Annotated in this window: 15 protein-coding genes; 9 read left to right on the top strand and 6 right to left on the bottom strand. The window is 48.7% G+C overall.

The window, feature by feature from the left end; all coding sequences use genetic code 11:
* Window positions 1–63: 63 nt before the first annotated feature.
* Both aroC and secA read right to left on the bottom strand, forming a co-directional pair.
* Entirely contained in the window at window positions 64–1,164 is a 1,101-nt protein-coding gene (aroC, locus tag HMPREF3052_RS07410) for a chorismate synthase (RefSeq protein ID WP_070749365.1), read from the bottom strand.
* A 132-nt stretch (window positions 1,165–1,296) separates the two neighbouring features.
* Window positions 1,297–4,050 carry a preprotein translocase subunit SecA gene (secA, locus tag HMPREF3052_RS07405; protein ID WP_070749364.1) on the bottom strand — a complete coding sequence of 918 codons (2,754 nt, stop codon included), beginning with the start codon at window positions 4,048–4,050 and terminating at the stop codon, window positions 1,297–1,299.
* A gap of 153 nt (window positions 4,051–4,203) precedes the next feature.
* Between secA and HMPREF3052_RS07400 the strand changes: the two genes are divergently transcribed.
* The 8 genes from HMPREF3052_RS07400 to argF all read left to right on the top strand — a co-directional run bounded on the left by HMPREF3052_RS07400 (window position 4,204) and on the right by argF (window position 10,642).
* Window positions 4,204–4,626, top strand: coding sequence for a DciA family protein (locus HMPREF3052_RS07400; protein WP_070749363.1), 423 nt, complete (start codon window positions 4,204–4,206; stop codon window positions 4,624–4,626).
* A gap of 291 nt (window positions 4,627–4,917) precedes the next feature.
* Entirely contained in the window at window positions 4,918–5,496 is a 579-nt protein-coding gene (gene azu, locus HMPREF3052_RS07395; protein ID WP_070749362.1) for an azurin, read from the top strand.
* An 85-nt stretch (window positions 5,497–5,581) separates the two neighbouring features.
* A complete protein-coding gene (locus HMPREF3052_RS07390; protein WP_063075615.1) occupies window positions 5,582–6,091 on the top strand; it encodes a hemerythrin domain-containing protein in 510 nt (169 codons plus the stop codon).
* A gap of 34 nt (window positions 6,092–6,125) precedes the next feature.
* Window positions 6,126–6,746, top strand: a complete 621-nt coding sequence (locus HMPREF3052_RS07385) for a glucose-6-phosphate 1-dehydrogenase family protein (RefSeq protein WP_049329512.1) — start codon at window positions 6,126–6,128, stop codon at window positions 6,744–6,746.
* 104 nt (window positions 6,747–6,850) lie between these two features.
* Window positions 6,851–7,984 carry a succinyl-diaminopimelate desuccinylase gene (dapE, locus tag HMPREF3052_RS07380; RefSeq protein WP_070749361.1) on the top strand — a complete coding sequence of 378 codons (1,134 nt, stop codon included), beginning with the start codon at window positions 6,851–6,853 and terminating at the stop codon, window positions 7,982–7,984.
* Between the two features lie 108 nt (window positions 7,985–8,092).
* Window positions 8,093–8,578 (top strand): hypothetical protein, encoded by a 486-nt coding sequence (locus tag HMPREF3052_RS07375; protein WP_070749360.1) that lies wholly within the window; start codon window positions 8,093–8,095, stop codon window positions 8,576–8,578.
* A 169-nt stretch (window positions 8,579–8,747) separates the two neighbouring features.
* Window positions 8,748–9,503 (top strand): methylated-DNA--[protein]-cysteine S-methyltransferase, encoded by a 756-nt coding sequence (locus HMPREF3052_RS07370; protein WP_070749530.1) that lies wholly within the window; start codon window positions 8,748–8,750, stop codon window positions 9,501–9,503.
* A 143-nt stretch (window positions 9,504–9,646) separates the two neighbouring features.
* Window positions 9,647–10,642: an ornithine carbamoyltransferase gene (argF, locus tag HMPREF3052_RS07365; protein ID WP_070749359.1), complete on the top strand. Its 996-nt coding sequence runs from the start codon at window positions 9,647–9,649 to the stop codon at window positions 10,640–10,642.
* Between the two features lie 99 nt (window positions 10,643–10,741).
* Here the strand turns inward: argF and HMPREF3052_RS07360 are convergent, their stop codons facing one another.
* The 4 genes from HMPREF3052_RS07360 to hemN form a co-directional block, all read right to left on the bottom strand.
* Window positions 10,742–11,728, bottom strand: a complete 987-nt coding sequence (locus HMPREF3052_RS07360; RefSeq protein WP_070749358.1) for a TraB/GumN family protein — start codon at window positions 11,726–11,728, stop codon at window positions 10,742–10,744.
* Between the two features lie 38 nt (window positions 11,729–11,766).
* Window positions 11,767–12,012: a DUF1289 domain-containing protein gene (locus HMPREF3052_RS07355; protein ID WP_049329517.1), complete on the bottom strand. Its 246-nt coding sequence runs from the start codon at window positions 12,010–12,012 to the stop codon at window positions 11,767–11,769.
* A gap of 366 nt (window positions 12,013–12,378) precedes the next feature.
* Window positions 12,379–12,711 (bottom strand): hypothetical protein, encoded by a 333-nt coding sequence (locus HMPREF3052_RS07350; RefSeq protein WP_070749357.1) that lies wholly within the window; start codon window positions 12,709–12,711, stop codon window positions 12,379–12,381.
* A gap of 131 nt (window positions 12,712–12,842) precedes the next feature.
* Entirely contained in the window at window positions 12,843–14,264 is a 1,422-nt protein-coding gene (gene hemN / locus HMPREF3052_RS07345) for an oxygen-independent coproporphyrinogen III oxidase (protein ID WP_070749356.1), read from the bottom strand.
* Window positions 14,265–14,425: 161 nt separating this feature from the next.
* Between hemN and fnr the strand changes: the two genes are divergently transcribed.
* Window positions 14,426–15,160 (top strand): fumarate/nitrate reduction transcriptional regulator Fnr, encoded by a 735-nt coding sequence (gene fnr / locus HMPREF3052_RS07340; RefSeq protein ID WP_003684408.1) that lies wholly within the window; start codon window positions 14,426–14,428, stop codon window positions 15,158–15,160.
* The last annotated feature ends 39 nt before the right edge of the window (window positions 15,161–15,199 follow it).

Below are 15,199 nucleotides of genomic sequence, written 5' to 3'. Positions count from 1 at the left end.
GCTATTGTAGTATAAAGACTGTGATTTGGCTAAATTTTTCTGAGAATATTCAGAAATAAACGGTTATTTCTTCAGTTTGGTAATGTCCGGTGTATTTACCTGAACGTCGGCATTTTGCGCACGATGGCGTAAAGCGTGATCAATCAATACCAAGGCCAGCATGGCTTCTGCAATCGGAGCGGCGCGTAGGCCAACGCAGGGGTCGTGGCGGCCGTGTGTGGCAAGTTCGACAGGGTTGCCCTCTATATCAATGCTGCGGCGCAGTGTGGCGATAGAGCTGGTAGGCTTGATGGCAATATTCACATGAATGTCTTGTCCGGTGCTGATGCCGCCCAAGATGCCGCCTGAGTGGTTGGATAGAAAGCCTTGTGGCGTGAGCTCGTCGCCATGCTCGCTGCCGCGTTGCGTTACGCTATCAAAACCTGCACCGATTTCCACGCCTTTGACAGCATTGATGCCCATCATGGCGTAGGCAATTTCTGCATCGAGGCGGTCAAAAACCGGTTCGCCCAAGCCGACAGGGACGTTGGCTGCTTCGATATGAAGTTTTGCGCCGACAGAATCCAATGATTTGCGCACGCTGTCCATATAGTTTTCCAAGTCCTCAATTTGGCTTTGGTTTGCTGCAAAAAAAGGATTTTGGGAAATATATTTGTAGCCTTCAAACTGGATTTCTTTTTCGCCGACTTGGGTAACGTAGGCGGTAATTTCCGTACCGAATTTTTCTTTCAGCCATTTTTTAGCGACTGCTCCGGCTGCAACGCGGGCAGCGGTTTCGCGAGCGGAACTTCTACCGCCGCCGCGATAGTCGCGTGTACCGTATTTGTGCCAGTAGGTGTAATCGGCATGTCCGGGGCGGAAACTGGTGGCGATATTGCCATAGTCTTTGCTGCGTTGGTCGGTATTGCGGATTAGGAGGGCGATGGGTGTGCCGGTGGTTTTGCCTTCGAATACGCCGGAGAGGATTTCGACTTGGTCGGCTTCGCGGCGTTGGGTAACGTGGCGGCTGGTGCCGGGTTTGCGGCGGTCAAGGTCAAATTGGATATCCGCTTCGCTCAATTCTAGTCCGGGCGGGCAGCCGTCAATGATGCAGCCCAAGCCTGCGCCGTGGCTTTCGCCGAAAGTGGTAACGGTAAAGATTTGTCCGAAGGTATTGCCTGCCATAGGGATACTCTTTTGAAATTGGGTTTGGAAATTTTTTGCTTGTTTGGATAATTCTCAGGCCGTCTGAACGGTGAAACGAGAATCTTTGATTTCGTTTTTACACTTGTTCAGACGGCCTTTTGAGATGACTGCTTAGTTCAATTTACCGTGGCACTGTTTGTATTTCAGGCCGCTGCCGCAAGGGCAAGGATCGTTGCGGTGAACAATCAGGCCGTTTTGTGCAAGCGCTTCAGGGCTGAAGTCTGTGCCGTCAGGGTCAAACGCTTCGGTAACCAAATCTGTTTGCGATTGGCCGAGCAATTCTTCCATATCAGGCGCATCGGAGTGGACGGTTTGAACATCGCTGACGCTTTGTGCGGCAGTGTGGTCGTATTCGCTGTTGCGCTCGATTTGAACGGCGGTCAGCAAAGCGGCAATGTTTTGTTTGATACTGCGCCACAGGTTTTCAAACATGGCGAAAGCTTCGCGTTTGTATTCCTGTTTTGGATTTTTCTGAGCATAGCTGCGCAGATGGATACCTTGGCGCAAGTAGTCCATAGCGGCGAGGTGTTCGCGCCATTGGTTGTCGATAACTTGCAGCATAACATTGCGTTCGAAGTCTGACATAGCCTGTTTGCCGACCAATTCGACTTTTTCGGCATATTCGTCTTCGATGCGCTTGATGAGGCGTTCTTTAATGTCTTGGTTGTCCAAAGTACTGTCTTCTTTCAGCCAGCCTTTAATATCGACATGCAGGCGGAAATCGGCGGCAAGTTGGTGCTCCAGTGCCGGAATGTCCCATTGTTCTTCCATGCTGTCAGGTGGGATATGGTAATCAACCAAGTCGCTGATAACGTCGGCGCGGATTTCGCGGGTCAAATCGCTGACGTCTTTGCTGGTCAGGATTTCGTTGCGTTGATGGTAAATCACTTTACGTTGGTCATTAGCGACGTCATCGTATTCCAAAACTTGTTTACGCATATCGAAGTTGCGGCCTTCGACTTTACGTTGTGCGCCTTCGATTTGACGGGTCAGCAGGCCGTGTTCGATGGCAACGCCGCGCTCAGGTGCCAGACGGTTGAGGATGGCGGCGGCACGGTCGAGCGCAAAGAGGCGCAACAATGGGTCTTCAAACGACAGATAGAAACGGCTGGAGCCGGGGTCGCCCTGACGGCCCGCACGACCACGCAATTGGTTGTCGATACGGCGGCTTTCATGGCGTTCTGTACCGATAATGTGCAAACCGCCTGCGGCCACAACTTGGTCGTGTTCGGCTTGCCAACCGCTTTCAAGGGCGGAAATTTGCGCTTGTTTTTGCTGTTCGCTCAAGGTTTCATCGGCACGGATGGCTTCGATTTGATGTTTGAGGTTGCCGCCCAAGACAATATCGGTACCGCGGCCGGCCATGTTGGTGGCAACGGTAATTGCGCCGACTTTACCGGCTTGGGCCACAATCAATGCCTCACGTTCGTGTTCTTTGGCATTCAGAACGTTATGCGGCAGACCTGCTTCGTGTAACAAGCGGGAAACCAGTTCGGAGTTTTCGATGCTGGTTGTACCAACCAAAACCGGTTGGCCGTTTTTGTGGCATTCGGCGATGTCTTTGACGACGGCTTCAAATTTTTCTTCGGCTGAACGGAAGATTTGGTCGTTGAAGTCTTTACGTTGTACAGGGCGGTTGGTCGGGATGATGACGGTTTCGAGGTTGTAAATGCTTTGGAACTCGAAGGCTTCGGTGTCGGCCGTACCGGTCATGCCGGACAGTTTGTTGTACAGGCGGAAGTAGTTTTGGAAGGTAATAGACGCGAGCGTTTGGTTTTCGCGTTTGATTTCTACGCCTTCTTTGGCTTCAACGGCTTGGTGCAAGCCTTCGGACCAGCGGCGGCCGGCCATCAGACGGCCTGTAAATTCGTCCACAATCACGATTTCGCCGTCTTGGATAACGTAGTGTTGGTCTTTGTGGAACAGGGTGTGTGCGCGCAATGCAGCCATGAGGTGGTGCATCAGGGAAATATTGGCGGCAGAGTAGAGCGAATCGTTTTCCTGCAATAAGCCCATTTGAGTCAGGATTTGCTCGGCGTGTTCGTGACCGGCTTCGCTCAGGATGACTTGGTGTGCTTTTTCATCTACCCAGTAATCGCCTTCGCCTTCTTCGGTTTCTTGGCGGATAAGGTGGGCAGGAACGGAGTTCATCACGCGGTAGAGCTGGATGTTGTCATCTGCCTGGCCGGAAATAATCAGCGGCGTACGTGCTTCGTCAATCAGAATGGAGTCCACTTCGTCGACTACGGCAAAGTTCAATTCGCGTTGAACTTTGTCGTATTGGTCGGTCACCATATTGTCGCGCAGGTAGTCGAAGCCGAATTCGTTGTTTGTACCGTAAGTAATGTCGGCACCGTAAGCAGTTTGGCGTTCGAAAGGTTGCAAATCGGCGACGATCACGCCGACGCTCAAGCCTAAGAAATTGTACAACGGCTCCATAATGCTTGCGTCACGGGAGGCGAGGTAGTCGTTGACGGTAACGACGTGTACGCCTTTTCCTGACAATGCATTCAGGTAAACGGCAAGGGTGGCCACCAGAGTTTTACCTTCACCGGTACGCATTTCGGCGATTTTGCCGTTGTGCAGGACCATACCGCCGATCAGCTGTACATCAAAGTGGCGCATGCCCAATACACGGCTCGATGCTTCGCGGCAGACAGCAAAGGCTTCGACCAAAATGTCGTCCAGGCTTTGTCCGTCGGCGAGACGTTGTTTGAATTCGGCTGTTTTAGCTTGCAATTCTGCATCGCTCAAGGCCTGCATTTGTTTCTCAAGCGCGTTGATTTTGGCAACGGATTTACGATATTGTTTCAGCAGGCGGTCGTTGCGGCTGCCGAAGATTTTCTTAGCAATGTTTGTCAGCATGAATAATTCCTGCGCCTTGATATAATAGTGGGCGAAACTGGGATTTTAACACAAGCGCCTATATAACGCGGTAATGCTGTTTGAAATAAAGGCGGTTTTGCTGTATTTCAATTGTAATTGTTTGGTTAATTCACTGAGAGGCCGTCTGAAACTATGGATTTAGCACAATTAGGCAAACGCGATCATTTATTGGCGGGCTTGTTGCAACAATCGCAACAATGGCGGAAATTGGATGCAAAAATCAAAACGGTTTTGCCGGCAAACCTGCATCCGCATTTTCAGACGGCCTGCGTAGAAGACGGAAGATTGGTCTTGCTTGCCGCCAACAATATGGCTGCTTCGCGTTTGAAAATGATCCTGCCTGCCATGTTGCCCAAGTTGCAAACATTGCATGCAGGCGTAAGGGAAGTGGTGGTCAGGGTAGTTCCCAAGCCTCCGACTCAACCGAAAACCAATAGTTTGCGATTGAGCGAGGCAGCTTTAAACAGTTTCGATGAGGCGGCAGCTAAATTGGAAGGCAAGCATCCCGAATTGGCGGCGGCATTGGCAGAATTGGTACGCAAGCATAGCCGTTAAAATTATGTTAGATGAGATTACAGTTAATAAATGTTAAAACTTATATCGTTCGGCTGATAGCATCTAATACTAAAGAAATACGACCTAGAAAGTATCTGTTTTCTTTTAGGTAAACTGATGTAAACTTGGCCTGAAACTTTGATTTCGTGTGAGGTTTGTAGCAAAATAACGCCTGAATTTCACATCACGCTATGCGGATAAATTTTAGTTTGGCGTTTGCCTTTTATTAATATATTCGTGTAGTGCTGTTAATAGAACTTAACAAAACTCTCATCATTAGGAGATACATCAATGAAAGCTTATCTGGCTCTGATTTCCGCTGCCGTTATCGGCTTGGCTGCATGCTCTCAAGAAGCTGCAAAACCTGCTGAAGCCCCTGCTGCTTCTGCCGCTTCCGAAGCTGCCCCTGCAGAAACTACTGCACCTGCTGATGCAGCTCCTGCTTCTGAAGCCGCTCCGGCCGACGCTGCCGCTGCTCCTGCTGCCGGCAACTGCGCGACTACTGTTGAAGCCAACGACGCTATGCAGTTCAACACTAAAGAAATCCAAGTAAGCAAAGCTTGTAAAGAATTCACCATCACCCTGAAACACACCGGTACCCAACCTAAAACCAGCATGGGTCACAACATTGTCATCGGTAAAGCTGAAGACATGGACGGTATTTTCAAAGATGGCGTTGGCGCAGCTGACACTGACTACGTTAAACCTGGTGATGCACGCGTTATTGCCCACACCAAACTGATCGGTGGCGGCGAAGAATCTTCTTTGACTCTGGATCCAGCCAAACTGGCTGACGGCGAATACAAATTCGCTTGCACCTTCCCAGGTCACGGCGCTTTGATGAACGGTAAAGTTACTTTGGTTGACTAATCCGCCTAAAGCTCGAAAACAGACAGCCTGCCTTGCGCAGGCTGTTTTGTTATAATCTGGAAACATTAATTTAAGAATAAATCCTATGAATCCGTTTGAAACCAAAAGCGTTACTTTTGCCGAACCTATTGAAATGCTGTACGCCTGCCACGGCAAAGTGCGCCGTTTCTGCAATCAGGTTGCCATGTTGTCGGACTATATCGCCGAAAACGGCTGCAATCAGGTTGTTTTGCAAACCATCCGCCAAATTGCCCAGTATTTCAACGTTGCCGCGCCGTTGCACCATGAAGATGAAGAAGAAAACTTCTTTCCGCTTTTGTTGCAATATGCGCCGCAAGCTCAAGAAAGCGTTGACGAGTTGTTGCGCCAACATGTCAGCCTGCATGGCAACTGGGACGGCGTAGCGGCTGAATTTGCCAAGCTTGAAGCGGACAATGCCTATATCCCTGATGCCGAAGCATTCAAACGTTTTGTCGCAGGATATGATGTTCATCTGGCGATTGAAGAGCCGCTGTTTGATATGGGTAAAACCTTTATCCCCAAAGAAAAATTGACCGAAATCGGTGAAATTATGGCCGCACGCCGCCGCAAATAAGGCCGTCTGAAACAATCGTCTCAAGGAATACACTATGCTGACCCCAAAAAGTTGTGATTTGTTCAATATCCCTTTTTTCCAGTTTTCCCAGCTTAAAAAATACCAGCCTGAAAGCATTCCGCAAATCAAGGCAGACTATAAAGAAAACTGGCAGGTATGGCAGCAGCTGATCCAGCAGGTTGCCGCCGAATTGGGTGCGCCGTTTGCGCCGCCGCATATCGAACGCTGGTGTAACGGCTGGCAGGTGCGCGCTCATTTCTTTGCCTATTTCAAATACGAACAATATAAAAATTCCGCAGCGATTTTATCGATTTTGCTGAATCGCCGCCGTTTGAGTGTCAGCTTGGACTGGCATTGCTATAAAGCCGATGTTTCCCCCATTGCGCTGCCTGATTACAACCGCTGGCTGGATAATTTTGATACTGAAAAATACGCTTCCTTCGATATGTGGCATGGTGCGGAAAGCGAATATGACGATTATCGTATCGTCGCCCAACAAAGCGACGGCGATAGAAAGCTTCGAGACGACAAAGATTTCTTCTGTATCGGGAAACACATCGAACGTGATGATTTGGGCAAGCAGGATGTCGCGAAATGGATAGCGGAAACAGTGGAAGACTTACTGCCGCTTTATGAAGCTTGTCATGGAAAATAACTCAGGACGTAGAAAGACAAATTGCCCATAATAAACTCAAGGCCGTCTGAAAATCATATTCAGAACGTTTCAGACGGCCTGTTTCTCAAAGTGAACAAACAAATATGACCGAAACTCAATCCTTAGAGCTTGCCAAAGAGCTGATTTCCCGCCCGTCCGTTACGCCGGATGACCAAAACTGCCAACAACTGCTGGCCGAACGCCTGCAAAAAATCGGTTTTGCCGTAGAAGAGCTTCATTTTGGCGACACCAAGAATGTTTGGTTGCGCCGAGGTACTCAGGCTCCGGTGTTCTGCTTTGCCGGACATACCGACGTCGTGCCGACAGGTCCTATTGAAAAATGGGATTCGCCTCCGTTTGAACCGACCGAGCGTGAAGGCCGTCTGTATGGTCGCGGCGCGGCGGATATGAAAACCAGCATTGCCTGCTTCGTTACCGCCTGCGAGCGTTTCGTTGCCGAAAATCCTGATCATCAAGGCAGTATCACGCTCCTGATTACTTCGGACGAAGAGGGCGATGCGCTGGACGGCACGACCAAAGTTGTCGATGTGTTGAAAGCGCGCGGCGAGTTGATTGATTACTGTATCGTCGGCGAACCGACCGCCGTGGATAAATTGGGCGATATGTTGAAAAACGGCCGCCGCGGCTCGCTGTCGGGCAACCTGACCGTCAAAGGCAAGCAAGGCCATATTGCCTATCCGCATTTGGCAATCAATCCCGTGCATACTTTTGCCCCGGCTTTGCTGGAACTGACACAGGAAGTCTGGGACGAGGGCAACGAATACTTCCCACCGACCAGTTTCCAAATTTCCAATATCAACGGCGGCACAGGTGCGACCAACGTTATTCCAGGCGAGCTGAACGTCAAATTCAATTTCCGTTTCTCTACCGAGTCCACCGAAGAAGGGTTGAAACAACGCGTTCACTCCATTTTGGACAAACACGGCGTGCAATACGATTTGCAGTGGTCTTGCTCAGGCCAACCTTTCCTGACTCAGGCTGGAAAACTGACCGACGTGGCACGTGAAGCCATTGCCGAGATTTGTGGCATTGAGGCCGAATTGTCCACTACCGGCGGTACTTCGGACGGACGCTTCATCAAGGCCATTGCCAAAGAACTCATCGAGTTAGGCCCGTCTAACGCGACCATCCACCAAATCAACGAAAACGTACGTTTGGAAGATATTCCGAAGCTGTCGGCAGTGTATGAAGGTATGTTGACGCGATTGTTGAAGTGAAAAAGGCCGTCTGAAAACGGCAGAAAGGGTATTGCCCCATCAAAATTGGCATACATTGGGGCAATGCTTTGACTGTCATTAATCGATTTCTTCACTAAAGGTTTCCCCATGCCGAAATTTATCTCTGCCCTTGTTGTATTGGGATTGTCATTGTCTTTGACAGGTTGTCTTGAGTCCGAGCCAAAGCCTCAAGCAGTTTCAATTAATCAAGGAAAAATTTTAGAAAAAAATGTACTGGTGGGATTGTGGCATATTGACGAGTTACCCATGGATGCGCCCAAAAACGCATATTATCTCAGTCGGGTAGAAACAGCCGGCTCTGACAATCACATTTATGGAACGCACATTGAGTTTGATAAAGACGGCAGGTTTAGCAGCAGTTATTCAGCAGAATGCGGTAATGAATGTTTTCCGCATTCAGAAGGTCTTTATCGATTTGTAAGTGATGACGAAGTGATTCTGCAAGCGACCAAGGTTGAGCAAAGAGGCGATTGTGGAGAAAACGGAGAGTTTAAAAAGAGCGGCGAGTGGGTCTTGGGAAAATTTAAGATAGAAAAAGACAAAGAGTTTGTTGTTTTAAAGAAAATTCTATAATTCCAATTTTTGGATTTTATAAATTTTTGGGGCGAGTTTCATTGATAGGGTAGGTGGAAACTTCCAGCCAACCTGCACATAAGTTTTAAAGCCGCCGTACCGGATGGTGGATTTTATGATCCGTCGGGTAATCGTTTGGGGGTTTGTTGATTATCGGGAGTAAATGCAGATGATTACTCTGCCTTCTTTAAATGCGCTTCCATCAAAGTGGAATGACATCCGCGAACAGTTGGAAACTGACTTTCCTGCCGACCTCGAAGTCTTGCTGCACGAGCGTCTTACTGAACACGAAACTAAGCAGTTTGAGCAGGATTTTATTGACTGTATCGGTTATACGCCTGAAGAATATGTCCGTATCCACCGAGCTGTCCGACTGTTGGAAACGCGTTATCCGGATAGTCCGCACGAACTGACTGCGGCCGCGGTTGCCACGCCCTTGGGCGAGATGTTGGCGGTGTTCGGCAGTAAGGGTTTGTGTCTGCTGGAATTTATCGGGCAGAAACATATGGAACAGGAAATCATGGCTGTCCAAAAAGCTTTGCGCGGGCAGTTTATTTTCCAAGAAAATGAGCAAACGCAACTTTTGCGTCAAGAATTGGATTTATACTTTCAAGGCCGTCTGAAAGTTTTTGCGACGCCTTTGGAAACGATAGGTACAGTTTTTCAGCAGCAGGTGTGGAATGCGCTGCTGACCATTCCTTACGGCGAAACGCGCAGCTACAAGGAGCAGGCGCAGCAGTTGGGTAATCCTAAAGCCATTCGTGCCGTTGCCGCTGCAAACGGACAGAATAAGGTGTCTATCCTGATTCCCTGCCACCGCGTTATTGGCAGCGACGGTAAACTGACCGGCTACGCAGGCGGCTTGAACCGCAAACAGTCGTTGCTTGCCTTGGAGCGAGGCGAAGTTCAGACGGCCTTGTTCTGAGTTTTGATAGAGGATAAGGGGCCGCGCTTCGGGCAGGCTTCGCACGTTAAAAAATTGAGTAGCAGAAGGTCGGGGAAGCCCGGAAAAATCTGCATGGAGAAAAATGTTGGGCAACGCCCACGCTAGAAAAAGAGAAATAAGACATGAGCCTGAAAAACCGCCATTTTCTAAAACTTTTGGATTTTACGCCGGAAGAAATTACCACCTATCTCGACCTTGCCGCCGAATTGAAAGCTGCTAAACAAGCAGGGCGCGAAGTGCAGCGGATGAAGGGAAAAAACATTGCCCTGATTTTCGAGAAAACATCAACCCGCACCCGTTGCGCGTTTGAAGTGGCCGCACGCGACCAAGGCGCAGGGGTAACTTATCTGGAGCCTTCTGCCAGCCAAATCGGGCATAAGGAAAGCATTAAGGATACGGCGCGTGTTTTAGGGCGGATGTTTGACGGTATCGAATATCGCGGTTTTGGACAGGATGTAGTGGAAGAGCTGGCCAAGTATGCAGGCGTGCCTGTGTTCAATGGTTTGACCAACGAGTTTCACCCGACTCAAATGCTCGCCGATGCGCTGACGATGCGCGAACATAGCGACAAGCCTTTGAACCAAATTGCGTTTGCCTATGTCGGCGATGCGCGTTACAACATGGCCAATTCGTTGCTGGTGTTGGCTGCGAAACTGGGCATGGACGTGCGTATCGGTGCACCGAAAAGTTTGTGGCCGTCTGAAAACATTATCGAAACGGTGCAGGCTGTTGCCAAAGAGACCGGCGGACGGATTCTGTTGACGGAGAATGCGCAGAAAGCCATGAAAGGCGTGGATTTTATCCATACCGATGTGTGGGTCAGCATGGGCGAGCCTAAAGAGGCTTGGCAAGAGCGTATCGATTTGCTGAAAGATTACCGCGTTACCCCCGAATTGATGGCGGTGGCGGAAAATCCGCAAGTCAAGTTTATGCATTGCCTGCCTGCTTTCCATAATCGCGAAACCAAGGTCGGCGAATGGATTTATGAGACATTCGGCCTGAATGGTGTGGAAGTAACGGAAGAAGTCTTTGAAAGCGAAGCCAGCATTGTGTTTGATCAGGCAGAAAACCGGATGCATACGATTAAAGCGGTGATGGTAGCGGCATTAGGCGATTGATTGTTACGCTCAACATTGCTTACTGCTTCATTTAATAGAGATTAAATAAAGGCCGTCTGAAAGAAAGACTTTCAGACGGCCTTGTTGTTTGATTGGGATTTATTGCCAAATCAGGACTTTGGGTTCGGGCGTTACTTGATAGCCTTCTTGACGCAATAGTTCGATTAAGCCTTTTTCGCTGGGTAAATGGGCAATGCCGACGGCAAAGAGGGTGCTTTGTTTGGCGGATTGCTTGCGGATTTCAGGCAGCCATGCCAAGTTACGCCGAATCAGGAGGTCGTTTTTCAGCCAATCGGACATGGCTTTGGCGTATTTGGTATCAACAAGTTTGAGGGTGCGTTGTTCGGTTTCTTCCAAAAGTGGGATGAGTTCTTCAAAGCGGCCGTCTGAATAGGCTTGATGGAGTTTTTTGATATCTTCGGTTTCTTCTTTATTGGTTTTAATACTGGCTTTCAGAAAGTTGAGCATGGTTTCTTCAGGCTGGGCTTTGAAGATCGCGGTAACATCATCCAAACTTTCTAATGAACCACGCGGCTTATTGATGTCGGCGGCTGCGTTGGTCAGCAACATATCTGCACCGGTTTCTGAGCTATACCCTTTGGGAAATGTACTGCCGGCAAAAATGAATGCCGCCCATGGATGGAGTTTGTCGGCAATTTGGGCGATGGGTCGGCTTTCTTCATTTTGTGAATAGATTTCTTGTAAAAGACGGAAATCTGTTTTGCCGAGCTTGCGGCTGAGCGGTTCGGTACTCATGACTTCTTTGAAGTATTTTTGATACATTTTTTTCGTTTCCGGACTGCTGTCCGGCAATGGGTCAACTTCTGTGGTCAGTTGGTCGGTGGATTGCAATAGTTTGACTGCATCGGAAGACAGGGTTTGATGGGTTCGTCCCATGTGGATGGTGCCGAGCAGGTAGGAATCAGGTTGGCCTTCTTTGCTGATTTTCCAAACATTGCTGGTCAGTTTAGGCTGCTGCCAGTTAAGTTCGGCAGGTTTGCTTTCGGGTGAAGTTGCGGCGGGTTTGCAGGCACCCAAGGCAAGGGCGGTCAATGGCACAAGCAGGCAGGCGAGCAGTTTTTTCATGTTTTTCCTTATTGTGGTGTGCGGTAGGCAAGGGCGATTTAGAAATCGAGCAGGTTTTGAACCGGATGTTCACCCGTTTCGGGTTTTTCCATTTTGCGGTTGCGGATTTTGGCCTTCCTGAGGGACAGGAGGTGCATGACTTGATGCTTTTGGCTGTCGGTCATCTGGAGCCAGTACAAGCGCTCTTCCCGACTGCGCAGACAGCCTTTGCAATAACCTTTGGCATTGGCTTCGCAGACACCTATACAGGGACTGGGGATGGGGAAAAAATCGGGTTGTTCCATATTTTAAAAGCGTTTGAGATAAGAGACCGGACAAACCGAAATTTCAGACTGCATTCGTATTTGTCTAAACACGGCAAGTGTATCCGGTAGGATTTCTACCAATATCCAATTGAGTTGGTCATTTCAATAAGTTTATATCTGCCACCCTAGGCATAAAAACCCTAAGAGAAACCATAAATATATCGCAGATTATATCTTGTACTGCAATGGTATCGTATCGATTCCAAACGAGGGAGCAAAGTGTACAGTAAGGTCTTCAAGAACAATTACGGTATGTTTGGCAGAATCATGTTTTAATACAAATCTGGAGTTCCTCTATATTTTGATTTTCAGACGACCTTATGCCTAGCTCCAACTATTTGCACTTTATGACTTAATCAGTTTGCGTAAAGACTGGTTGTTGTATTTGATATCGGCAATCATTCGGTCGTATTGATGCATTCTACGGAGTGAGCGGGTAATCAGATAGACCGAGAAAATAATCAAACTGATGTTCATCAGACTGACCAGTGAGAGCAAAGGCCAAACATCGACGGCTTCGTACCATTTCGATGTCGCAATCAGCGCACTGAAAATAGACAAAGGGAGTGCGAAAACGGCAATGCCCGTACGCATGATAGCAAGTGCCGTGCGTTTTTCAGCAAGGAGAAGCTGCACTTGATTGATGCTGAGGATATCGTTTTGCTGCTCGGTAATCATAGGATACGCGCCTATACAAATTAACTTTGAATCCTGATAAAGCGGAAAATATGGTTTTATGTTACCCGAAAGTATTGAAAATAAAAACAAAGGTCGTCTGAGAATTTTCAGACGACCTTGTCCATTCCTGTTTACACAGTTTGCGAGTATTTGGCTTTGGTTTCTTTATGGCGCAGATGGTAGTCGAACACCATGGCGATGTTGCGGATCAGGAAACGGCCCTTCGGCGTAACAGTCAGACTGTGTGGTTTGAGACGGACCAAGCCGAGGGTTTCCAGTTGCTTCATATCTTCCAGTTCGGCTGCAAAATAGCGGCTAAACGGAATGCCGAACACGCTTTCATAAATTTGATAATCAAGCGAGAAGCGGCACATTAAATCCTGAATGATGTTGCGGCGCAGGATGTCGTCTTGATTGAGCTGGTAGCCGCGCATAATCGGCAGATGTCCGGCATCGAGTGCGGCGTAATAGGCATCGATGTCGCGCTCGTTTTGGGAGTAGGTGCTGCCGATTTTGCCGATAGAGGACACGCCGATCGCTACCAAATCGCAGTCGGCATAGGTTGAATAGCCTTGGAAGTTGCGTTGCAGGAAGCCTTCCTTGAGGGCGATGGAGAGTTCGTCGTCAGGTTTGGCAAAGTGGTCCATACCGATGAAGACGTAGCCGCGCTCGGTCAGGGTTTGAACGCAATATTGCAGCATATCGAGTTTTTCTTCGCTGCCGGGGACAACATTGGTGTCGATACGGCGTTGCGGTTTGAAGATATGTGGCAGGTGGGCGTAGTGGTAGAGAGCAAGGCGGTCGGGATCGAGGGATAAGACCGTATCGATGGTGGTTTTGATGCTTTCGGTGTTTTGGTGCGGCAGGCCGTAAATTAAATCGACGCTGACTGATTTAAATCCGGCTTCACGCGCGGCATCAATCACTTCTTTGGTTTCTTCGTAGCTTTGAATACGGTTGACGGCTTCCTGCACTTTAGGGTCAAAGTCTTGAATACCGACACTCATGCGGTTGAAACCGAGTTTGCCCAATTTGAGGACGGTTTCGCGGCTGACTTTGCGCGGGTCGATTTCGATGGAGTATTCGCCGTTGGGAATCAGCTGGAAGTATTTACGAATCATGTCGAAGACGCGTTCGAGTTGGTCGTCGCTCAGGAATGTGGGCGTGCCGCCACCGAAGTGCAGCTGCGCGAGCTGGTGTCTTCCGCCCAAATGCGGTGCCAGCAATTCCATTTCTTTTTCCAGATACTGGATATAGGCATCGGCACGGCTTTTGTCCTTGGTAATGATTTTGTTGCAGCCGCAGTAGTAGCAGATGGTATTGCAGAAAGGGATGTGGATGTAGAGCGAAAGGGGTTTGTTGAGCGCGCCCATGTTGCGCAGGCTTAAAGCTTGGATATATTCGGCTTCTTTAAAGCCTTCATGGAAGCGGTCGGCAGTCGGATAGGATGTATAACGGGGACCGCTTGATGGCAAACTGGCAATCAAGTCACGATCGAATTCCGGTAATTCGTTGTTTGTGTTGGTGTTATTTGAGATGGGGATGATTTTCATGGTCGGGCTTGTAGTATAAAGTAGGGAAATTAGGGAAAATTTTAGTCAAAATTTCGATAGTTTGGTAGAATGCCTCATAATGATATGCCGACTTTGACATGGGTCAATAGTTATTCGGCTTCATCAGGGATTTATAGAACTATGCAGATTAAGGGTGCGTTATGGCCACACACAATGCAACACATCAAATGAAAACCTTGTGTTCCACATGTTCTTTACGCGAGCTGTGTTTGCCTGTCGGACTGATGCCTAACGAATTTTCACAACTGGACGCGGTTATTCGTCAAAGCCGCCGTCTGAAAAAAGGTGAATACCTGTTCCGTGCCGGCGAGCCGTTTACCTCTTTGTTTGCCATCCGTGCAGGCTTCTTTAAGACAACAGTCGCCAGCCAAGATGGACGCGATCAGGTAACCGGCTTTTTTATGTCGGGCGAACTGGTCGGTATGGATGGGATTTGTTCCCATATTCACAGCTGTGATGCTGTGGCTTTGGAAGACAGCGAGGTATGCGAGCTTCCGTTTACACATATTGAAGAACTCGGTCAGGATATTCCCAGCCTTCGTTCTCACTTTTTCCGCTTGATGAGCCGCGAAATTGTCCGAGATCAGGGCGTTATGCTGCTTTTAGGCAATATGCGCGCCGAAGAGCGATTGGCAGCATTCTTGCTTAACCTGTCTCAGCGTCTCTATTCACGAGGTTTTGCCGCCAATGATTTTATCTTACGGATGTCGCGTGAGGAAATCGGCAGCTATTTGGGGCTGAAACTGGAAACAGTCAGCCGCACCTTGTCTAAATTCCATCATGAAGGCTTGATTTCGGTTGAACACAAGCACATCAAAATCTTAGATGCGACAACCTTGAAGAAAATGGTTTCCGGTTGTTCGCACGCTATCTGAATCTTAGGCCGTCTGAAATATTTCAGACGGCCTTTTTAA

The organism is Neisseria sp. HMSC056A03 (genome assembly GCF_001815685.1).
In the GTDB taxonomy this organism is placed as follows: Bacteria; Pseudomonadota; Gammaproteobacteria; order Burkholderiales; family Neisseriaceae; genus Neisseria; species Neisseria subflava.
The sequence above is the reverse complement of the archived record's forward strand: the minus strand, read 5'-3'. Positions and strand labels throughout refer to the sequence as shown.